19 protein-coding genes are annotated in these 21,856 nt (G+C 40.2%); 2 read left to right on the forward strand and 17 right to left on the reverse strand.

Translation table 11 applies throughout. From position 1 onward, the window contains the following. Positions 1–159: 159 nt before the first annotated feature. The 17 genes from L634_RS0107960 to L634_RS0108050 all read right to left on the reverse strand — a co-directional run bounded on the left by L634_RS0107960 (position 160) and on the right by L634_RS0108050 (position 16,632). Positions 160–1,104, reverse strand: a complete 945-nt coding sequence (locus L634_RS0107960) for an ABC transporter permease subunit (RefSeq protein ID WP_026581999.1) — start codon at positions 1,102–1,104, stop codon at positions 160–162. Beyond that, positions 1,101–2,603, reverse strand: coding sequence for a sugar ABC transporter ATP-binding protein (locus tag L634_RS0107965; RefSeq protein ID WP_026582000.1), 1,503 nt, complete (start codon positions 2,601–2,603; stop codon positions 1,101–1,103). The genes L634_RS0107960 and L634_RS0107965 overlap by 4 nt, the downstream gene beginning before the upstream one ends. Then, positions 2,603–2,992 (reverse strand): D-ribose pyranase, encoded by a 390-nt coding sequence (gene rbsD / locus L634_RS0107970; RefSeq protein ID WP_026582001.1) that lies wholly within the window; start codon positions 2,990–2,992, stop codon positions 2,603–2,605. Before rbsD ends, L634_RS0107965 begins: the two co-directional genes overlap by 1 nt. 26 nt (positions 2,993–3,018) lie before the next feature. Further along, on the reverse strand, positions 3,019–3,891 hold the full coding sequence (gene rbsK / locus L634_RS0107975; RefSeq protein WP_026582002.1) for a ribokinase: 873 nt from the start codon (positions 3,889–3,891) through the stop codon (positions 3,019–3,021). Positions 3,892–3,906: 15 nt separating this feature from the next. Further along, a complete protein-coding gene (locus L634_RS0107980; RefSeq protein ID WP_026582003.1) occupies positions 3,907–4,890 on the reverse strand; it encodes a LacI family DNA-binding transcriptional regulator in 984 nt (327 codons plus the stop codon). Positions 4,891–5,155: 265 nt separating this feature from the next. Next, entirely contained in the window at positions 5,156–5,356 is a 201-nt protein-coding gene (locus tag L634_RS0107985; protein ID WP_026582004.1) for a DUF5957 family protein, read from the reverse strand. Next, positions 5,353–5,787 carry a DUF6220 domain-containing protein gene (locus L634_RS0107990; RefSeq protein WP_034262266.1) on the reverse strand — a complete coding sequence of 145 codons (435 nt, stop codon included), beginning with the start codon at positions 5,785–5,787 and terminating at the stop codon, positions 5,353–5,355. Before L634_RS0107990 ends, L634_RS0107985 begins: the two co-directional genes overlap by 4 nt. 260 nt (positions 5,788–6,047) lie before the next feature. Then, entirely contained in the window at positions 6,048–6,734 is a 687-nt protein-coding gene (locus L634_RS0107995; protein WP_026582006.1) for a response regulator transcription factor, read from the reverse strand. Beyond that, positions 6,731–7,810: a sensor histidine kinase gene (locus tag L634_RS0108000; protein WP_026582007.1), complete on the reverse strand. Its 1,080-nt coding sequence runs from the start codon at positions 7,808–7,810 to the stop codon at positions 6,731–6,733. Before L634_RS0108000 ends, L634_RS0107995 begins: the two co-directional genes overlap by 4 nt. Positions 7,811–8,233: 423 nt before the next feature. Beyond that, complete coding sequence (locus L634_RS32225; RefSeq protein WP_051428285.1) at positions 8,234–9,514, reverse strand: polysaccharide deacetylase family protein; 1,281 nt, start codon at positions 9,512–9,514, stop codon at positions 8,234–8,236. 426 nt (positions 9,515–9,940) lie between these two features. After that, positions 9,941–11,542, reverse strand: a complete 1,602-nt coding sequence (locus L634_RS0108015) for an ABC transporter permease (protein WP_026582008.1) — start codon at positions 11,540–11,542, stop codon at positions 9,941–9,943. Continuing rightward, positions 11,542–12,450: an ABC transporter ATP-binding protein gene (locus tag L634_RS0108020; protein WP_026582009.1), complete on the reverse strand. Its 909-nt coding sequence runs from the start codon at positions 12,448–12,450 to the stop codon at positions 11,542–11,544. The genes L634_RS0108015 and L634_RS0108020 overlap by 1 nt, the downstream gene beginning before the upstream one ends. 2 nt (positions 12,451–12,452) lie before the next feature. Further along, positions 12,453–13,055 (reverse strand): TetR/AcrR family transcriptional regulator, encoded by a 603-nt coding sequence (locus tag L634_RS0108025; protein ID WP_034262269.1) that lies wholly within the window; start codon positions 13,053–13,055, stop codon positions 12,453–12,455. A gap of 436 nt (positions 13,056–13,491) precedes the next feature. Next, on the reverse strand, positions 13,492–13,911 hold the full coding sequence (locus tag L634_RS0108035) for a CBS domain-containing protein (RefSeq protein WP_026582011.1): 420 nt from the start codon (positions 13,909–13,911) through the stop codon (positions 13,492–13,494). Positions 13,912–14,476: 565 nt separating this feature from the next. Beyond that, positions 14,477–14,677, reverse strand: a complete 201-nt coding sequence (locus L634_RS0108040) for a hypothetical protein (protein WP_026582012.1) — start codon at positions 14,675–14,677, stop codon at positions 14,477–14,479. 252 nt (positions 14,678–14,929) lie between these two features. Then, positions 14,930–15,862, reverse strand: a complete 933-nt coding sequence (locus L634_RS0108045) for a D-2-hydroxyacid dehydrogenase (protein ID WP_026582013.1) — start codon at positions 15,860–15,862, stop codon at positions 14,930–14,932. Positions 15,863–16,260: 398 nt separating this feature from the next. Beyond that, positions 16,261–16,632: an iron chaperone gene (locus L634_RS0108050; RefSeq protein ID WP_026582014.1), complete on the reverse strand. Its 372-nt coding sequence runs from the start codon at positions 16,630–16,632 to the stop codon at positions 16,261–16,263. A 392-nt stretch (positions 16,633–17,024) separates the two neighbouring features. Between L634_RS0108050 and L634_RS0108055 the strand changes: the two genes are divergently transcribed. Further along, complete coding sequence (locus tag L634_RS0108055) at positions 17,025–17,591, forward strand: CBO0543 family protein (protein ID WP_026582015.1); 567 nt, start codon at positions 17,025–17,027, stop codon at positions 17,589–17,591. Between the two features lie 447 nt (positions 17,592–18,038). Beyond that, a complete protein-coding gene (locus L634_RS30800; RefSeq protein ID WP_084028860.1) occupies positions 18,039–21,746 on the forward strand; it encodes a polysaccharide deacetylase family protein in 3,708 nt (1,235 codons plus the stop codon). Positions 21,747–21,856: the final 110 nt, after the last annotated feature.

A 21,856-nucleotide genomic window follows, 5' to 3' on the forward strand; every position in this document is an offset into this window, starting at 1 on the left:
GCAGGACATTGAATAAGCTTCCCTGACCTGGCACCGCACGAAGGAAATGCGGTAGCATTTTCGAGGATCAAGTGCCCTCCGCTCCAATCAACTCAGTTGGTTAAACTAAGATTGCAGTTTAAAAGCAACAAACTTTACGAAAATAGCCTAGAATTATATTTAAGCAGCCTTTTTCCGATCCAGCAGAACTGCCAGAAGAATAACGCCGCCTTTTACCACTTGCTGATAGAAAGATGAAACATTTAATAGATTTAGGCCATTATTTAAAACACCAATGATGAGTGCACCGATTAATGTACCGAAGATCCATCCTCTGCCTCCGGATAAGCTGGTTCCTCCCAATACAACTGCAGCAATAGCATCAAGTTCATAACTCGCGCCTGCAGTTGGCTGGGCAGAATTCAATCGTGAAGCCAATGTGATTCCAGCCAAGGCAGAAAGGAAGCCTGTAATCGAATATACACCTATTTTTAAGCGGTCCACTTTAAGTCCGGATAGCCTTGAAGCTTCTTCATTTCCGCCAATGGCATAAACTCCGCGGCCAAAAGTTGTCTTTTTCAAAATGAAGAATAAAACAAAGTACGCAATTAACATGGTAACAACCGGAAACGGGATACCCAGGAAATAGCCTTTGCCCAGCATTTGAAAGCTAACGGCATCTGATAATCCTGTAATAGGGCGGCCGTCTGTATACACAAGTGTAAATCCCCTGAATATCGTCATCGTTGCCAGTGTGGCAATAAAAGGTGCAACTTTGCCCTTCGTAATGATTAATCCATTAACCATCCCCATTGCAGCCCCTGCAAGCAATCCAACGATAACTGCCAGCACTGGATCCATGCCGCCTGCAAGCATGCCGGCAGTTAGTGCCGAAGCCAGCGCCAGTATGGACCCGACGGACAGGTCAATACCGCCGGTTAGAATGACAAAGGTCATTCCGAAAGCGATTAAGGCATTAATGGATACCTGCCTAAGCACGTTAAAGATATTATCGGTTGTTAAAAAGCTGGGACTCATGATTGTCAAAATGATTGTTATTAAAATAAGGCCAAGGACCGGGCCAAGCTTTTGCAAAGAACCCAGGCTTTTTGTCAATTGGCTCATGATTTCACCCCTCCAGTTGCAGCTTCCATAATTTTTTCCTGACTGGCTTCCTTTTTATCTAGAATGGCAGTGAGTTTCCCCTCATGAATAACCATCACTCGATCGGACATCCCCAGGATTTCCGGAAGTTCCGAAGAAACCATAATGATCGAAAAACCTTTTTCAGTCAGTTCATTCATGATTGAATAAATTTCTTTTTTTGCGCCTACGTCCACACCCCTGGTCGGCTCGTCAAGGATTAGCAGTTTAGGTTCAATGCCCAGCCATTTGCCAAACACAACCTTTTGCTGGTTTCCCCCGCTAAGAGATTTGACTTCTTGTTCAGGTCCAGACGTTTTAATCCGCAATTTTTGAATCATTTCCTCAGTCCACTGTTTTTCTTTTTGCTTCACGATAACAGCTGACTTCGATAATTTCTTCAGATTCGGTATAGCCAGGTTTTCACGGACAGTTAACCCAAGGACAAGACCTTCGTCCTTACGGTCTTCCGTAATAAAGCCGATCCCAGCTTCAATGGCATGGTGCGGTTTTCGGATGTTTAGCTCTTTGCCGTCCATATATATCCGCCCGCCAGTCTTCTTGCGTGCTCCACAGATTGTTTCCATGATTTCAGTCCTGCCTGCCCCCATTAAGCCGGCTACACCAAGAATTTCGCCTTTTCTTACATTGAATGAGATATTTTGAAAAAGGCCCTCAAGGCTCAGATCTTTAACCACGAAACGGTCTTCGCCTATTTCTGCGGTCCGTTCTGGAAAACGCTCCCCCAGCTCACGGCCAACCATCATTTTTACAATTTCCTCGAAATCTGTTTCGGATGTTACCTTCGTCCCAATCGACTGGCCATCTCTTAAGACGGTAATTCGATCGCACATTCTAAAGATCTCTTCCATCCGGTGAGAGATATAAATGATCGCTACTCCTTCTTTTCTTAACTGATTCATGACTGTGAAAAGAGTTTCAATCTCCCTGTCTGTCAGGGCAGCGGTAGGCTCATCCATAATCAGAACTTCCGTATCTGCAGCAATGGCCCTGGCAATCTCAATCATCTGCTGCTGCCCTACTGATAAATCTCCCGCTTCCATCTGAGGATCAAGATCAATCCCAAGGCGATTTAGATACTCCCTCGTTTTTTCATTCATTTCTTTTGTTTTTAAAATTCCAAATGGCTGCCTTCTCAGTTCCTTGCCCAGGAACATATTCTCTGCAACCGTTAAGTAAGGAATAATGTTCAGCTCCTGGTGAATAACAGCTATTCCAGCTTTTTCCGCTTCTTTGGGAGAATGGTATTCTGTCAAATTACCTTTATAATGAATTTCACCGGAATTGCTTTTATGGATTCCCGTCAGTATTTTCATTAAGGTGGATTTTCCGGCTCCATTTTCGCCCATTAAAGCATGAATCTCACCCGGAACCAAATCGAAATCAACACCCTTTAAAACTTGTACATTGAAAAAAGATTTATGGATGTTCTTCATTTCAACTATTGGAGTTTGGTTCATCAGAAAATCACTCCTGAATGCAGAATGATATTCGCATAGGGAGTTGCTTCACCTGTACGAATAATTGCTTTCGCTTTGTGTGTCAGCTGCTTAAATCTTTCATGGGATACATACTCTTTTTCTATGAATTTATTTTTAAGAATATCTTCTAATTCAGCATTAGATTCTTTGATTTCTTCTGCCAGGGTAACCTTTTCAATTTCCATATCAGCCTCTAAAGCCTCAAGAACTTCAAGAAATGACGGCGTTCCCTGCTTTAATGCAAGATCGATCCGTTTTACACCTTCAGGAATGGGAAGGCCGCAGTCTGCAATCACAATGGTATCTGTATGTCCCATTTCGCTTAGCACTTTGGAAATGTCACTGTTTAAAATTCCGTTCTTTTTCATATATAGCTGCACCTCCATTCTATTAATTAGATTGAATTAACTTCTTCCCGGCTGGGCATTCCTGACTGCGCACCAAGCTTTGTAACTGATAACCCTGAAGCTCTTACCGCAAATTCGCAAGCGCTTTTAAGATCTCTTCCCTCTGAAAGAGCAACAGCAAGCGCCCCATTAAAAGTATCGCCTGCACCTGTTGTATCGGCTGCTGTTACCTTGAGCGCAGGGATCAATGTTTCCTTTCCTCCATCAAATACCAGGACTCCCTGAGAACCTTTTGTTATCACAAGCTTTTCCTTCATTCTATTTAGAAGCTCCGGTTCGCTTTTATAAAGCGTGTATAACTCCTCTGCCTCATATTCATTTGGTGTTAAATAAGTGATCATTTCAAACCAATGCTTCGGTATATGAGCGAAAGGAGCCGGATTCAAAATAACGTTTACACCGCCTTTGTGAGCGATTTCCAAAGCCTTCTCAACACTCTCCATCGGAATCTCAAATTGCAGCAAAAGCCAATCGCTTTTTAAAATTTCCTCTTTGCAGCCTTCTACTACTTCCGGTGTTACGTGAAGGTTTGCTCCAGGTACAACGATAATTTTATTGTCGCCCTCATAAACTGTGATGCTGGCAATTCCGGTTTTTTCATCTGTAACCGGTTTCACATTTTTCGTACTGATCCCTACATTTCGTAAATGAGTTAAGTACTCTTTACCAAACAGATCATCACCAACCCGCCCAATCATCTGGACTTCTGCGCCTAGCTTGGCCGCCGCAACTGCCTGGTTGGCTCCCTTTCCGCCAGGTATAGTCGAAAACTGCTCTCCCATCACAGTTTCTCCCAGTGAGGGATCTTTGCTTGTTACAGTAACCAAGTCCATATTAATACTGCCCAATACGGTAATCATTTTTCATATCCCCCTTTATGCCTGCCCAGGTTTGGTAGATTCCCTGATAACCAGCTCAGTTTGATAGACTACATGGACATCTTCAAGCCTTTTGCCATCAATTAGTTCAAGGAGCATGGTAGCTGCTCTTCTTCCCATTTCATAAATCGGCTGAGCCATAGTGGTTATCTCGGGTGAAACCGTTTTTGCCCATTCAATTCCATCAAAGCCTACAATGGAGATATCTTCCGGCACCCTTAAATTAAGGCGTCTGGCAGCTTTAAGAGCTCCTACTGCCATGACATCATTGCCGGCAAATACTCCATCAATATCAGGATTTTGGGTAAGCAGCTTTAGGAAGGCTTGCTCGGAATCCTTTAAATGGTATTCTCCCTCACACATAATCAGCGGCAAATTCCGTTCCTTCATTTCATCTTCATATGCTTTTTGCCTCAGAATTGAGTTCTCGATGTATTTCGGCCCTTTAATATGGGCAATTTTTCCGCATCCGCTTTCAATTAAATAGCGGACAGCCTTGCGTGCTTCATTATAATTATCAACCGTTACAGAAGGTATGCTGTTATGGAAAAAGCGGTCAAGTGCAACGATTGGCAAATTCAGCTTTTCAACATGCTCAAGTTCTAAGGTATTGGAAACGATAATAACACCATCAATATGATTTTCCTGCATTTTTTCCAGGTACATTAATTCTTTTTTTAAATCTTCATCGCTATTGCACAGAAATGTTGTATATTCTGCTTTATTTGTTACATCCTCAACTGCCCTTACCAGCTGCGGGAAATAAGGATTCGTAATGTCTGGAACGATAAAGCCAATCATTTTGGACTTCTTTTTAAAAAGGCTCCTTGCTACGTTATTTGGGCGATATTGCAGCTCTTTAATGGCTTTCTCAACTTTCTCTCTCGTATTCTCCCGAACGTATCCTTGATTGTTGATTACTCTTGAAACTGTAGCAACTGAAACCTCTGCCTCTCTTGCTACATCTTTAATTGTTACCATTCAATGTCTCTCCAGTCTCAAAGCAATACGTTTATGTAATCGGTTACACATAAGATAAAAAATAAAACCATTACCAAATGTAACCGGTTACAGAAATCTTTTCATTAAAACCGATCACTTTTATGTAACCGGTTACATTCATAGGATAAAATAAAACCGTCATTCTGTCAATCTCTTTATCTTAAATTTTATTTAAAAGCTTCCAACTTAATGCAGCAGTTAAAACAGTTAGGCGGAACCAGTTTTAATCCGGTTCCGCCTTTTACTATGATGCTGCTTTTTTTGATTTATTATCCCAAATGGGCACTACAATAGCACAAAGAATGGAGCAATAGTACGGCAGATATTTAATGCCGACTGGCTGGTCGAATAACACCATTCCTAAAACACCAATGAAGCTTGACAAGGCAATTCCAAGTATAAATCCTCCTATAATTCCAACTAAAATAGAGATCAATAATCTCACTTGCTATCCTCTACTTTCTTTTCTTCTTTTGCCCGCCGGCTGATTAGCTTCCAGGTTTTAAAAACATTACTGTAAGACAGCATGAATAAGATGACCGCAATCACTGGATGAACTGCTCCTGCCAGCGGTAAAGCAGATGTGATATTGGCGGTAAAGTACATCGCAAAAATGGCTGCAAGCAGTCCGAATAGCTGCCAGAATGCCCACTTCGGCATTTTGCCCAAAATGGCCATGACGAGCATCAGGACAGGTATATTGAATCCAAATAGATGGACAAGTGAAAAATGTTTAACCCAATTTGCCGGGTTGACAAATATGGCCAGCCCTGCTGTAAATATTTGCATAAGCACACAGGCTAAGAAGATGATGGCTAAAATCAAATAGCTGAATCTGCCAAACCTCATTCTTTTTGACTCTTTATTTTCTTTCATGACTTCTTCCCCTTCAGTTCGTTTTCCTTACATGCTTAAGATACAGGACAGTTTTAAAAAACCTATTAATAAAAACTTAAATATTTATTAAATCACAAGAAAAAAGCAGGAAATCGCATAGGAGCGATTCCTGCTTTTTTACTATAGTGCAGCATGGAACTTTTAGCGGGATGGCCAATGAGAGAGCCCATACATAGCGAGGATGCTTGAGGATTATTTAAAAAAGGCGGTGAATTTCACCAATTCACGAATATTAGAGCTTAGGCTTTAAAACGGTAGCCTGCGCCCCAGACCGTTTCTATAAACTGTGGTTCGGAAGGATTTGCTTCGATTTTTTCGCGTATTTTTCTGATGTGGACAGTAACAGTAGAGATATCCCCCATTGAATCTATATCCCAAATCCGTTCGAATAGATGGTCCTTGCTGAAGACATAGTTTGGATTTTCAGCTAAAAATACGAGCAGATCGAATTCTTTTGCTGTAAATATTTTTTCAAGCCCATTAATAAAAACCTTGCGCGCGCTTTTTTGAATATGGAGCCCTCGTATGTGGATCTCATCCGAAGCATCCTGCCGATTGACTAATCGGTTATACCTGGCAAGATGCGCCTTCACCCTAGCCACTAATTCACTTGGGCTGAATGGCTTTACAATATAATCATCTGCGCCAAGACCAAGTCCTCTGATTTTATCAATATCCTCTTTCCTTGCGGATACCATTAATATCGGAATATCCTTTGTTTTTCTTATGGTTTTGCATATCTCAAAACCATCCATTCCAGGGAGCATTAAATCCAGCAAAATGAGATCAAAATTCTCGGAGACTGCCCGGCGGAGCCCCTCTTCCCCGTTACCAGCCAGTTCTGCCGAAAAACCGTTGATTTCAAGGTAATCCCGTTCAAGCTCTGCGATGCTGGTTTCATCTTCAATGATTAAAATTTTACTCATTTCTGCACCTGCTTTTTAAGAGTTAAAAAGATACTGGTCCCCTCACCAAGTCTGCTTTCTGCCCAAACCTCTCCTCCATGCTCTTCCACAATCATTTTGACAATGGCAAGTCCTAACCCTGTTCCCCCAGCTTCCATATTTCTTGATACATCCGCCCTATAAAAATGGTCAAAGATAAACGGCAGTGCTTCCACTGAGATCCCTTTTCCATTATCTCTGATTTGGATCAGAATCTTGTCGTTTAACTCTTTCATATAGAAATCAATCCGTTTTTCTTCTTTGTCCATAGATTTTAAGCTATTTTGCATAATATTTGAAACTGCGCGCTTTAACTGCTCTCTATCGGCAACTCCATTATATGGATGGCCATCCTCAGCATGAAATGCAATAGAAACCCCTTCCTTTTCAAAATCGAACCGAAGTTCTTCAATCAGATCCATAAAGTAGTGGTACAAGTTGACATTCGAAAAATGAAAAGGAACCCGGCTCAAGTCCAATTTTGAATAAAGGAACAGCTCGTCGATCAAGTGATCCATATCCTTAGCCTTTGTATATATGATTTGAAGATACCGGTCCATCTTTTCAGGGGTATTCGCCACGCCATCCCGAATTCCCTCTACATATCCTTTTATAGAGGTAATAGGGGTTTTAAGATCATGCGAGATGTTCGCAATCAATTCTTTACGGTTTTCTTCGTATTTGTTTTTAATTTCGGCGGATTCTTTCAGTTTGAGCCTCATTTGATCAAAAGTTGCGGCCAGCTGCCCAAGTTCATCATTATTCAGCGGTTCGATGTGAAAGTCCAGTTTCCCTTCACTAACCTTCCTGGCAGCTTCCGCAAGTTGTTTGACTGGTTTTATAATGCTTTTTGAAACAAAATAAGTTAGGAGGCCATTGGTTATAATTAATATCAGCAAAAAGGCTGCAAATCTGGCTCGTAAAAATAGTTCCAGATAATCACTATCCCAATACCGCAATATCAGCACACCCAGAATCATTTCAATTAACAGAAAAGCTGCTACAGGTATAACGATCATCGCAATATTGGATATAATCAATCTCTTGCGTATAGACACTTTTCTTCCCAACCTTTACTAACAGACTGCTTCTGTAAGCGATCATGCCTCAAAGCGTTTGCATCACCCATCAGTATAAACTGCACTTCTAAAAATATTGTTATAAAAATATTAAATCATTCTTAATAGCTGTATCTTCCGCAGTTTTTTTCAGAAAGGCTGTGTTAAAGCTTATTGTTGATTTTAGCACCCTGTTGATTGGAGCGGAAGGTGCGAGCTCCTCGAAAATGCTACCGTATTTCCTTACGAAGAGGTGTTAATTCGGGGAAGCTTATTCAATGTCCTGCGGGAGAAGCGTGTCAGCGGGAGACCCCGCAGGTGCGAATGCACTGAGGAGCGTCGGACCGCCCGCGGAAAGCGAGTGCCCCGCGCTGAAATCAACAGGCAAATTTAACAGAGCCTTCAGAAAACAGGAGATTCGATCTATTGATATGCCTTAATCTGGAGCAGTGTCTCCAAATCAACGATTTCAATATTTTTGTCCCTTAATGTATCAATAATAATAGGCAATGCTTTTTGTGTCTCTGTTTTTTCAAAATCAGAATGCATTAATATAATATCGCCGTTTCTGACATGTTCCTTCACATTCTTGAGAATATTTTCAGCTTCCTTTTGTGACCAATCCAGGGTATCGATTGACCATAAGACAATAGCCAAGCCCTCTTCCTCGGCAATGCCCGCCAGCTGGCCATTTGTTTCTCCATATGGGGGCCGGAAGATGGCAGGCTCCTTGCCAATCACCGACTGGATGGCTTTCCCCGCCTTCTCCAATTCATCCTTAATATCAGCTTCTCCCAATTGTGTTAAGTCCACATGATAATAACTATGACTAAGGATCAGATTCCCATTGAGATAGGCTTTTTGGACGACCTCCGGATGCTTCACGACTTCACTGCCCAGGAAGAAGAAAGCTGCCTTGACTTGATGCTGCTCTAAAATATCTATTATAGCCGGGGTCACATTCTCATCAGGACCATCATCAAATGTCAATGAAACCATTTTTCTATTCGGGCCATTCAAATAGACATGGCCATGCTTCTTCTTAAATTCCGCTATGTCCCGGCGCCATTTCTGCATATTTTCCCAGGCATCCGGACTTAATTGATTGGATCTTCCCTTTATATCGAGGATATACCCCTGATTTTCGGTATCTGTCCGCTGGGGATTAAAAATGGATATGTGATGGACACCCTCACTGGAAGATGAAAAAATAAATTTCAGCTCAAGACCCTGGCCTATCTTGTATATATAAATGTTTTCCCCGTTATATTCCCTTACAAGGTCCGGTGCCCTTCCGATTTCTGCTTCAATCATGTCAAGTGTGATTTCGTTAAGAACCTTTGCATAGAGACGAATATCAAATACTCCGCCGTTACTGTTATAGCCTATATCTATTTTCTTTTCATGATAAATTGCATAAAAGCCCATCCCCGCTTTATCGGTTCGATCAGCCTCTCCCCACTCATTTTTCACCTGTTTTATTGAACTGTTCTCGACATTAAACGGGCTGCCGAACGTCATCCCTTTTTGGGCTGTATTGATCAGCTCATTCAATACTTCTTGGGCAGAAAGCATTTCTTTTGGCTGTATGGCGCTTTCTTTCTGATGCACCTGGCCGATCAGAAGTGCTTTTTTATAATGGCAGGCCAAGAGGATTGTGATGAACGCAAGAGCTAGCATGAACCTGATGAGGGTCTTATTCAAACTCTTTTCCTCCCCTGATTGAAGTAAGGGGAGTATGCTTTTCCCCTTTTATATGGTATGGCTGATTCGAATTTTTGATAACAAAGCACTTTTTTGCATGAGATGCAGGTTTAATATTAGCGGCGTCACTTTAGATCAATCATACTTTCCAGTTAGCCACAATAGTCCGGAAACCAATCTCGTCTCTGGTGACCACTTTATTCTTAATTTCCCCATCGTTTGTGAATGTTATAGAAATATATTGGCCAACGGGCAGTGAGGATTGCAGAATAGCTGAAGGGTTATTAGGAGTATGGAAGGTTAAAAAAGGGAGTGGCAGTTAGCCCTCCCTTCTTTATTTGGCTTAAAAATTACATTTTAATTATAAATCCATTTCTTTGTTCTATAAGACTACCTTGAGCTGAATAAACAAATTTTCAGCGACAATTAATTTTCAATATCACGTTTATTAAATCCAATAAATCCGATTACTGTCAGCACGACCGCAAGGATGCTTAATAATAATAGCGGCATGAATGAAAATTCCTCAATCGTTGTTTGCGGAACATGGCCGTAAGGAGAAATGTTGCCAATCCAATCCGAGAATTGGAATAACCCTCCAAGATACAGCACGATAAAGGAATAAAAAACATAAAGCCAAATAAAACCCGTTAGTTTTGGTAAGAAACCAATTAATAATACAGCCAAACCAATCATAACCAGCATAGCTGGATAATAGGACAGCGCTGCACCAAAGATCATTCCAAAGGATAATCCGCCTTCAACCACTGCAGTTCCCGCCGACCATAATCCAAGCGCTGCAAGCGAAATCATGACAAAACCATTGACTGCAGAAATGATGAAATAACTGCCTAACAGCTTTGTCCGTGAAACGGTTCTGCTTAACAGGTGAACAATTCGTTCCTTTTTCTCCTCACCGCGCAGTTTATTCATGGCCATGACTGGAGGAACAGTTGCCAGCAATGATATGACAATCATCAGCATCGGAATAAATTGTTCAACCAGCGTTACCCCTTCCGCCTGCTGAAGAAGCTGCTTCATTGTTTCATTTTGGGAGAAAAATGATTCGAGATCGCCTAAAACAGATCCGTAAGAGGCACCTAACACATACATCCCTATTGCCCATGATATGATTCCAGTTCGCTGCAATCTTAAAGCAAGACCGATCGGACTTTGCAAAAAGCGAGATGCGTATTTTTTACCAGGCTTGGATGGTAAAAAGCCGCGATCCAAGTCACGAATAGCGTTCAAATAATTCGCGGCAAGATAAAGAACGATGGAAGCAGCAATCATTAAAACAATAGGCCACCAATTATTCGTATCATAAACTTCTGCTTTTGTTACCCATGCCAGCGGCGAAATCCATGATAGTGCTTCATTGCTTACGTCCGTTATAGCACGAAAAAGATAAGAAATAAGAAGTACGGCAATCGAATACCCTATTGTTCCGCGTGAACTGTCCGATAGCTGCGCAAAAACGGCTGTTACTCCTGCAAAAAAAAGACCAGTTGCTCCTAATGCCGCACCATACAGTAGTGATCCTTCCAAATCCATGCTTTCAATCCCAAGTGCAAAAAGCCCAAAACCATTGATCAATGCTAATCCAACACACGTTGCTGTTACAACAAGCAGCGATGCATTCAAGTACGAAAGACGCCCTGCAGGCAATGAACGAATCAGCTCCAAACGCCCATCCTCTTCATCCGCTCGTGTGTGCCTAGTGACAAGCAGGATACTCATCAATCCTACTACAGCAGCAGTCATGAGTAACATCTGATGCCCTGTCATGACACCAATCGTATAATTGCTTAAATTAGCTGGACCAGTCATGGCAGTCATCGCCGGGTTGGCCATCGTTTGTGCCATCGCGTCTCTATCCTGCTGAGAGCTGTATAAATCCGTAAATGCTGTTGGCACGATTATTGTAAAAAAAGTAAGTGCAATGATCCAGATGGGGATACGGATACGATCAAGCCGGAAAATAAATTTAGAAAGGTAGGCTGCTTTAGCCATTAAATTGCCTGCCATCAGTGTACACCTCCCACTCCTGTTTCCTTCGCTCCTTCATAATGACGCATAAATAAATCCTCAAGTGTTGGCGGGGCACTTTCTAGCCTGATGATCCCAAATTGACTAATATGCTTCACAATAGCATCCATTTGCTCCGTATCAACCTGAAACGAAATTCCATGTTCACTTTCTTCGATGTCATGGATGCCCTGCAGTTCATTTAAACCTGTGATCGGCAGCTTGGTGTCGACGAGCATTTGTGTTCGTGTTAAGTGACGAAGCTCGCTTAATGATCCCGACTCAATAATCTTGCCTTGACGAATAATGCTGACTCGGTCGCACAGCTTTTCTACCTCTGATAAAATGTGACTGGAAAGCAGTACACTTTTTCCTTGCCTTTTTACTTCCATCACACATTCCTGAAAAACTTTTTCCATTAAAGGATCAAGGCCGGATGTTGGTTCATCTAAAATATAAAGGTCTGCATCTGATGAGAAGGCAGCGACCAAAGCAACCTTTTGCCTGTTTCCTTTGGAGTATGTTCTGCACTTTTTGGATGGATCCAAATCAAATTTTTTTATTAACTCCTCGCGTCTCGCCTTATTCGCTGTACCATTTAATTTCACAAATAAATCAATGACTTCGCCCCCGGTTAGGTTAGGCCATAAATTCACATCACCAGGCACATATGCAATCCTCTTATGAATGTCTACAGCATCCTGCCAGGCGTCCTTATTAAAAATCTTTACGTCTCCATCCGTAGCCTTTAATATTCCTAATAACACTCGAATCGTTGTCGATTTACCAGCACCATTTGGACCGATAAAGCCTACTACTTCCCCTTTATTCACCTCAAGATTTACCCCGTCCAATGCAGTAAACTTGCCAAATTTCTTTGTTAAATTGGTTACTTTTAATAGGCTCATGCTCATTCCTCCCCATTTTTATAGAAACAGCGCTTCAGTATCTCTGTATAGCTGTTCCATTCGTTAAATAACTCGCTTCCAACATTTTCAAAAGTCTCTATTTTCGCTATTTGTAATTCTGCAAAACCAACCATTGTCCAATTAAGAATATGAATTGCTTTTTCAGGATCAACATCTTCTCGAAGTTTTGACCAATCTATATTTTGGTATATTCTTTTCAATCCGTTATCCAAAATATTTCCCGTTATTTGATCGGTATCAGCTTTTACTTCCAATGCTTCCTCATCACGCAGAGATTTTAAGAAATCAAAGACTAGGGGATATTTTTTTTGGATATTTAATTTTATAAAACCTACCTGGCTGATTCTTTTAAAAATGTCCCTTTCATTCATGTCTATCTCATCATAAATTTGTTCAATAATCTTAACTGCATATTCAATTAAAAAAAGATACAAATCCTTTTTATTGCTGAAATAGTTGAATAAGGATCCTTTACTTATTTGTGCATCCTTTACAATTTCATTTGTTGATGCCTTGTCATATCCGCTTTTAACAAATTCTTTCATTGCTGCATTTATAATTCGTTCTTGTTTGTCGATTTTCAAATTGTAAAATTTATTATTAATTGTGCTGCACTCCTTTCACACAAATGACCAACTTGGTCATTTTCAGCATAACAAATATGACCAGAGTGGTCAATATTATTCTAAACTGCCCCGCATGGAGAACAAAAAAGGCGTTAATCCCTCTGGATCAACGCAGCAACTTCATTAAAAATTATGGCCATATAAATACTTTTTAGGACAATCCACAAGGTGAACCCGTGTAACCACTTATGTGCTCCAGCTTCCTTTTCATGACTTCAAAGATTTAAGTTAAGGAGTCAATTGCCCTCAGCTCCAATCAACTCAGTTGGATAACCTTGGTTACCCTGAAAAGCAATAAACTTTACGAAAACAGCGTAAATTAAAATAGGACCCATAAAGGGTCCCTTGGCTATTGGTTATAGGGTTCTTACCGCGGCAATATTAATGAGCACTTCTAAGAAAAGTCATGCTTTGAAATTTGAGTAAGTGCCTGTCCTGCATTTTCATTAGCTTGCTCACGTATCGCCAAATCCCCAAGCGATATCATCCCGACTAAATTCCCGCCTTCAACAACAGGAAGGCGCCGGATTTGATTTTGAGCCATTAACTGCCCGGCTTCTTCAAGGGAGGCATCCGGCGATATGGTAACTACATTATTAGTCATAATCGTTTGTATGGTGTCATTAGCAGTCCCATTTGTCAGACCGCGAATAACCATATCTCTGTCCGTTATCATCCCTACAACTTGGTTGTTTTCCAAAATAGGCATCGACCCAATGTCTGAAGATTGCATGATAGAAGCAACTTTTCTTAAATCATCATTAACTGAACAACTTTGTACATTCGTACTCATTACATCTTTAACTTGCATGATAGTCTCCTCCAATAATTAAAAGATAGCCAATACATAATTATTATTTGGCACTTAGGTTTTTTTATACTAACAACCTTTAATAGAGGAGTATCCATAATAAGCAATAGAGGCGTTCCGGTTATGCACCCGATTGCGGATGATCACTGCAAGCCTTATTGCACAAAGCTGCCAATAGTTAAAGTACTCTTCTTCACAGTCTTTGAATGTTCTTTTTCAGTCAGGACATATAAGAAATATTTTCAAAGATACGTGTGTTACTGGCGGTACTTATTTAATAAGGGGATTGAAACGATTCTCTGATTGAGGATTGATATGGAAAATATAGCAATATAAAGATAACCTATATCGGAAATAGTTTATTTATTTTTAGTATAAAATGTATTATCAAAAAGTTCTTACAAAAGGAATATAAATTACTGAGCCACGAATCAGGTTTACCCTTAAGGAGAATGATTTCGATTTAATTTTTTTATTTGTGGCCTCACCAACATTACACATGATATTTAGTCCCATAGTGGTAGCGGCCTATCATTCTTCGATGTTATTAAATTTTTATAAATAAAACCTATGTTAAGAATATATAAAGAGGTGTGATTACTAAAAATAATTTTTCAAAAAAACATCCGCCCGCACAACCTAAACAACCTTTAGACGCAAGTTGCTCTCCTGCCTCATATAAATTTTCTCCTACATCCCAACCGTTATCCTCTTCTTGCTCCTGGTTCAACCTTTTGCTTTTGTTTTTGTCTTCTTCCAAATACTGCACCTACTTTCTTGAAAAAAAGCAGCGATGACATTGCTTTATGGTGAGACTTCTGTTTTTTCAATCTAATACTGCCTAACCTTTATCGAAATTTTGTGGCCACATTTTATTTGAGCCAGTAACACTTCGCACCAGCAATCTCGCCCGATTGCTTAATAACTATACCTTAAACAATTTCCCTCTGTTCTGGGACGAAAACGTAAATGCTAAAAAACCGAATGATGCTTCCTCATCTTAAATTTCCTTGCTTATATATTAATACCCCTTCAAAAAATCCACCCTATTATATAAAACTTCATTATTTTCGATTCTCTTCAATGTATCCCAAAAGCACGCTATTGCTTCATTCAGCTCTGTCACAGCTGATATATGCGGAGTGATGACGATATCGTCTCTTTCCCATAGCTCGGAAGTCTCTGGCAGCGGTTCTGTTTCAAGAACATCCAACACAGCGTAACGGACCTTTCGTGAATTTAGCGCTTCAATGAGCGCTTGCTCGTCCACCGTGAGGCCTCTGCCGACATTGATAAAGGCAGCGCCATTTAAATGGCTAAAAAACGTACGGTCAAATAGCTTACTTGTTTCATTAGTCAAAGGCAATGTGCTGATAATCCAATCTGCCTGTGCAGCCAACTTGCCTGCAGAGCTGGTTTTCGTCACCTTTTGAAAATACTCCTTTTGCTTGCCGCTTTGCGAGACGCCGTAAACGGCAGCTCCAAAACTTGAAAATATTTTGGCAACCTCCTGTCCGATCTCCCCTGTACCAAAGATAACAATCGTTTGATCCTTCACCATTTGCGGAGTTTTTGGAGCCCACTTCTTCTCATTTTGTTTTCCTTCAAAATAGTGATGATATTGAAGATCTCTTAATACATAGCTTAAACAATACTCGCTTATTCTTTGTCCAAACGAGCAAACAGTGCGAGTAAGAAAAATATCATGTTCCTTCCATCCATCAATTTCCAAATAGTTGTTTACACCCGCATTAAAGGAATGTACCCATTTAATATTGGCAAAGCGGAAGCCTGGACATGGCTTGAAGCCGACATAGGCATCTGCCCATGACAAATCCTCTTCTGTTATTTCATCAATCTGTTTAAAACGAAAGCTATGAGTTATTTTAGCAGGTAACTGTTCTTGGAATTTCCCTTCATAGTTACCCGCTACTAGTATATTATGTATGTTCATTAGACTTCCCCCATGCTTTTTGTTTAGGTAATAAACCAACTAACTTTCATTGCTAAATAATCTATTAGTAAAGCTTTAACTGTGATAATAGGGGTACGAAATGACTTTTTTGTACTTTGTTTTTTGGCTAAAATGCTCTTTCTAGACGGAATTAAAGCAATATTTTAAGCTTCTGTAGTAATTTACATATATTAAAAAAAGAGCGCACAAACTTTTACATGTTAAGGCGTCCCCAACAAGAGTGTTGGGGCATGAAAAAGCGTTGTTAAAACCTCTCAGAAGCCCTCTCAGACTTTCTATGGGCTTCTAGTTCGATTTACCGTTGACAGAACATTTTTACATTAACGAACCCAAAAGGCCTTAAAACGCAATATGAGCCTCTAAGGGATCCTATTTTTCTATTTCCGCCAAAAATTCGTATATTCTGCTTTATCCTGAATATTAAATTCAATCATTTTCTCAAGTAATTCATAATTTACCGGCTCTTTCCATGGAATTCGAAACAAGCCTTTGGTAGCGCTGTAGCCAGCTTGTGCGATGTCATCGGCAAAGTGCGCAATGCCTGCTTCTTCGGGTGATACGCTCAAATGATGCTTTGCTGTGGAAAAGCCGATGATAAATGTGCCGTGATCGGTAAACATCGGCGTATTCCACTTGAATTGCGGTTCTAAATTTGGGAATTTATTAGCAACCCAAGCCAAAATTTCCTCTGTTCGGTGGCGGTGGTCAGGGTTATCGATACCAGCTAGATATTTCGCAAAAACTTCCATGTTGGTCCCTCCTAAAATAAAAAATTATGTCGTTCAGAGAAGTTCCTCAAACCCATTCGTCGTTAAAACTCCTCACAGAACCGCTCAGACACGTTCTTAAACAGCACCTATTTTAACTATATTTTTACAGCCTGCATAGTCAAAATGCAAATTAAAGGCTTTAAAAATTATCTGACTTGCATCGCCAGCGATAGCTTGTCTGTCTATAAGTATATAACTACATAGCATGAATCCTATTTTAATTTTCAACTTTGCAAAAGAACCGACTAAAAATTATAAAGCATGATCTAGTTCAAAAGAATGTACATAAATATGTTTCGTAATGCGGACTTGCATAATAGCCATAACAAATGAAAACATTACTAATTAGAATGATTGGGGGGATTATTCCCATGGCGTTTGAAAAGGGATTAGCAAGGTCTGAAAAAGCTTATGAGCAGCTCACTAAAGTGAGCACTTTATTCGCAGATATAGTTAAAATTGAATTCATTACAACGTGGCAATGGTGGTTTGGACTTGCTTTATTTATAATCCCTTGGCTCGTATGGTTTAAATATAAAAAGAAAGATAGTGCAGGACGTCTTCTCTTAGCTGGATTATTAACGATTATTTCGTCTCTTACAATTGACCTTGCTGCACTATCTTTAGGATTATGGTCCTATCCCATGATCATTATTCCTCTGGCACCTTTTCTATTTTTGCCGTACCACTTTTCTTTAGCACCTGTAGGGGTAATGTTTGCTTTGCAGATTAAACCCAAAATGAATAACTTATTGAAAGGAATAATCTTCTCTGCTATTGCAGCTTTTGGAGGAATGAATTTCTTTAACGCCATCGATTTTTATAATCCAAAAGATTGGTCCACATTATATGATTTTTGCATCTTCTTAATTCTTTACTATACTGCTTATTGGATAACGAACCTAGAGAGTTTTTATAGGTTGGACAATGATAGTTAGAAGGTTCTTAAGAATACGTTAAAAAGGTTAGTACGACAAAACTAACCTTTTTAAATTCCTTTTTCAAATCTTCCCTTACCTATATTGTTGTGAAATCACTCAATTCAATAAACCGGCCCCGTTATATAAAATTTAGTACAGTGTTTGACATTCTTCCTTTAAAGAGGTTCCAAAACTTACCTTTCTCTTTCTTTTCTCTTAACTCGCTTAAAACCTTAATCGTCCTAAATTACCATTAAAAAAATATAAATACTTTTTCACCTACCCCCAAAATCTTAAAGTGACTACCTAATTTATTTATGTTAGTCATTTTTTGTCGAAAATATCAGCTCGCTGGATGCAAGATATTCACAACCGCTTCCAGTGGAGACACCTGTAGATTTTTTACAGATTTTAATGATATAAAATCAATCTATTTTTTTGACACCGTATTTAGGGGGGTTTTTAGTGAATCGAGTTTTTAGGTGGGTTGGAAGATCATTGTTTGCACCTGTCACTGGTAATACAGGAGCAGTTGCGAGCACACTTGGTTTTTTTCTGGCCTTTTTGCCTTTAGATAGTTTTAGAATTCCATTATTGATTGCTTTTTCACTTTTGTTGCGTCTAAATATCATCGCCTTATTCCTTGGAACATTGATTACCGTTTTTATTCCAAACATGCGCGAGCTGCCTGCCATGAATTTTGGTTCATTGGAGGATTACTGGTTATTTACATCACTGAAAACGAATATTTTATCTTCGGAATCCATTGTATCTGGGGTCTTCGGAGGCCTGGTTGGACTTGTTTGTTATTTCTTCTTTCACTGGTTTTACAACTTGGGGCTGAAAAAAAGAGAGCGGAACCAGGAACATGTTTTTCTTGACCCTGCCAAAAGGCGCTGGTCCATCATTAAACGAATGACTGTTGGTTTTACTATTTTAATTGTTGTAGTATCGACTTTTTTTATAGAAAGCCTGAATACGAATCCGGAATTTCCTGAACTGGAATTGGATAAAAGCACGGCAAAGAGCGGAATTGAGCCGATTAATAAGGAATTTAGTGATGAAGAGCTTGCTTCACAGATTCAACCTGCGAATCCTTCCCCTCTTAGCCAAAAGAACACGGGTCAATTAAACAAAGCCCAAATGACCAAAAAACAAGAAGTGTATGGCTTCTACGTCAATTGGGACGAGAACAGCAAAGCGTCTTTCAGGAAGAATAGAGATTCCATTACAACTTTAGTGCCTGAGTGGCTGCAGCTTACGCCTGATCTAACCCTGAAGGCCGACACTGACCGCTCTATTGTTAGAGAGGCAAAAGAGCATGATATTAAGATTCTGCCATTAGTAAATAATTTTATAAATAATAAATGGGATGGCAATGTCCTTCATCAGTTATTCACCACCCCCGGTGCTGAAGATCGTTTTATTAAACAGATGCTGGCTTATGTCAGAACAAATGGCTTTGATGGAATTAATATAGACTTCGAAGAAATCAATTCAAATGACAAAGCTCATTTCACTCAATTTATGGAGAAGGTTTATAAAGCATTCCACCAGCATGGTCTTATGGTTACTTTGGATGTCCCGCCGAAGGATAATAGCTATGATTATGCCTCCTTAGCAAAAAGCGCTGACCGTGTGATCGTCATGCTCTACGACCAGCACTACTCGATGAGTACGCCCGGCCCGGTGGCTCAAACAGATTGGGTTAAGGAAAACTTGAACCAACCCGATATCCCTTCCGAAAAATTAATTGCCGGCTTAGGGACCTACGGTTACGACTGGGAAGAAAACTCCAGGAAGCCCGCAGCTAACATAACATTCGGGGGTATCATGAAGCTGGGCAGTGAAACAAACCTCAAAATCAATTGGAGTACGGAAGCTGGGAACCCTTATTTCCGATACATACAAAACGGGAAAAAACATACGGTTTGGTTTTTGGACGCTGCTACTTTTTATAATCAAATGAATTTGGCAATTGATAGCGGTTCAAGAGGAATAGCACTTTGGCGTCTCGGTTCAGAAGATCCCTCTATCTGGAATTTCCTGAATAAACCAAAGAAAATCCTTAATCCATCCCATGCCCTGAGTACCTTTGAGAGTCCTTTGCCGGATCTCCATACAGGAGATGGGGAGGTTTTAAAAATTGATTCTAAACCTGAAAAAGGCAAAAGATCGGTTCAATTGGATTCAAATGGGATGATACAAAATGAATCCTATATCCATTTTCCAAAGCCTATTGAGGTAATCCGTTATGGAAAATCCAGCAAGAAAGAAGTTGTCCTTTCCTTTGATGACGGTCCGGACCCCGCCTATACACCAGAAATACTGGATATTTTGGACAGGTATAACATTAAAGGCACCTTCTTTATTGTAGGAGAGAATGCCATGATGCATCCTCAGCTGGTAAAAAGAATGTATGATGAAGGCCATGAAATCGGAAATCATACTTTTTCGCATCCTGATGTTTCGGCCATCACGCCATCTCGCTTGAGAATGGAACTAAATGCAACTCAGCGGTTAATCCAAGGGATTACAGGCCATTCGATGACCCTTTTCCGGCCACCATATATAGCCGATACGGAACTAGGCACAAAAAACGAACAGATGCCAATAATGCACGCTCAGGATATGGGCTATACTATGGTCGGCCAATCCATTGACTCTGGCGATTGGCAAAAAACATCCAAAATTGAACTTGTAAATCGAGTATTGGAACAGCTGCCAGAAGGAAATGTGATTTTGCTTCATGATGCCGGCGGTGACCGCTCTATCACAGTGGAAGCCCTGCCGACTCTTATAGAAGCTTTAAAAAATCGAGGATACACATTTAGTACAGTTGCTGACCTAATTGGAAAAAATGAAAGTGAGATTATGCCTCCTGCTGATCAGGACAGCCCTTATTTAGTCTATGACAAGGCTGTATTCAAGGTCATGCAGGGGTGGAAATCAGGATTAAGCTTCCTTTTTTACTCAGCAATCCTATTAGGAATCTTGCGGCTTGTCTTCCTCGTTTTTCTTTCCAGAAAACAGGTAAAAAGGGATAAAGAGACCCAGATCGACCCTTGCTATACACCTTTCGTCAGTGTCGTAATCGCTGCCTATAACGAGGAAAAAGTAATTTGCAAAACAGTGAATTCTATTTTATCAAGTGATTACCCAGCCTTTGAGATACTTATTATTGACGATGGATCAAAGGATGATACTGCTGAAACAGTTCAAAAAACTTTTGCAAATCATCCTCTCGTTAGATTAATTAAAAAAGCCAACGGAGGAAAATCTTCCGCCGTAAATCTTGGTTTTAAAGAAGCAAAAGGAGAAATCGTCGTTGCTCTTGATGCAGATACACTCATCGCTGAAAATGCCATCTCATTGCTTGTTAACCATTTTATAGATAAAAATGTGGCTGCTGTTTCAGGTAATGTAAAGGTTGGCAATAAAGGAAATCTTCTTACGAACTGGCAGCATATCGAATATGTGACAGGCTTTAACCTGGAGAGAAGGGCCTTTGCGGCTCTAAATTGCATTACGGTGGTGCCAGGTGCCATTGGGGCATGGAGAAAAACGGCTGTAGAAGAAGCTGGATACTTTAAAGAGGATACACTGGCAGAGGATACTGATATCACTCTTGCTCTTTTACGCAATGGGCATAAGATTGAATTTGAAGAAAAAGCTTATGCCTATACAGAAGTGCCGGAGGATATTAAAAGTCTGGCAAAACAGCGTTACAGATGGGTCTACGGTACGCTGCAATGCTTATGGAAACATCGTGAGGCTTTATTTAATAAAAAACATAACTCATTAGGATTTATCGCCCTTCCAAATATGTGGCTTTTCCAATATGTATATCAATCAATATCGCCTATTGCAGAAATCTTGTTCATTTTGGCCCTTTTCAACTCACATCCTGAAAAAGCAGCCATTGGATTTATGCTTTTTTACTTGATGGATTTCTTTACTTCTTTATATGCGTTTCGATTGGAGAAAGAAAGTCCCAAGCCACTGGGTTCATTGTTTTTGCAGCGAATCTTGTACAAACAGCTTATGACCTATGTGGTGATTAAATCCATCTTCTCTGCAATAAAAGGAGTAACGGTTGGCTGGAATAAACTAAAACGAAAAGGTAATGTAACTCAGGAAACCTCTATTGTGAAGGTTAATGAGGATATTTAAAGGAATCTTCCGGCAGGTCTTTCCCATTTGGGGAAGGCCTTTTTATATTGATTTATAACACAGGCTCTTTTCTTATAAATTCTGCCCGTTGATTTCCGCTACGAGGACTT

Origin of the sequence: Bacillus sp. J33, assembly GCF_000518885.1 — a bacterium.
Classification (GTDB): Bacteria; Bacillota; Bacilli; order Bacillales; family Cytobacillaceae; genus Cytobacillus.

Coding starts and splice junctions, on each gene's coding strand:
- L634_RS0107960 (WP_026581999.1), bottom strand. CDS start 1,104: ATGAGCCAATTGACAAAAAGCCTGGGTTCTTTGCAAAAGCTTGGCCCG.
- L634_RS0107965 (WP_026582000.1), bottom strand. CDS start 2,603: ATGAACCAAACTCCAATAGTTGAAATGAAGAACATCCATAAATCTTTT.
- rbsD (WP_026582001.1), bottom strand. CDS start 2,992: ATGAAAAAGAACGGAATTTTAAACAGTGACATTTCCAAAGTGCTAAGC.
- rbsK (WP_026582002.1), bottom strand. CDS start 3,891: ATGATTACCGTATTGGGCAGTATTAATATGGACTTGGTTACTGTAACA.
- L634_RS0107980 (WP_026582003.1), bottom strand. CDS start 4,890: ATGGTAACAATTAAAGATGTAGCAAGAGAGGCAGAGGTTTCAGTTGCT.
- L634_RS0107990 (WP_034262266.1), bottom strand. CDS start 5,787: ATGAAAGAAAATAAAGAGTCAAAAAGAATGAGGTTTGGCAGATTCAGC.
- L634_RS0107995 (WP_026582006.1), bottom strand. CDS start 6,734: ATGAGTAAAATTTTAATCATTGAAGATGAAACCAGCATCGCAGAGCTT.
- L634_RS0108015 (WP_026582008.1), bottom strand. CDS start 11,542: ATGGCAGGCAATTTAATGGCTAAAGCAGCCTACCTTTCTAAATTTATT.
- L634_RS0108020 (WP_026582009.1), bottom strand. CDS start 12,450: ATGAGCCTATTAAAAGTAACCAATTTAACAAAGAAATTTGGCAAGTTT.
- L634_RS0108045 (WP_026582013.1), bottom strand. CDS start 15,862: ATGAACATACATAATATACTAGTAGCGGGTAACTATGAAGGGAAATTC.
- L634_RS0108050 (WP_026582014.1), bottom strand. CDS start 16,632: ATGGAAGTTTTTGCGAAATATCTAGCTGGTATCGATAACCCTGACCAC.
- L634_RS0108055 (WP_026582015.1), top strand. CDS start 17,025: ATGGCGTTTGAAAAGGGATTAGCAAGGTCTGAAAAAGCTTATGAGCAG.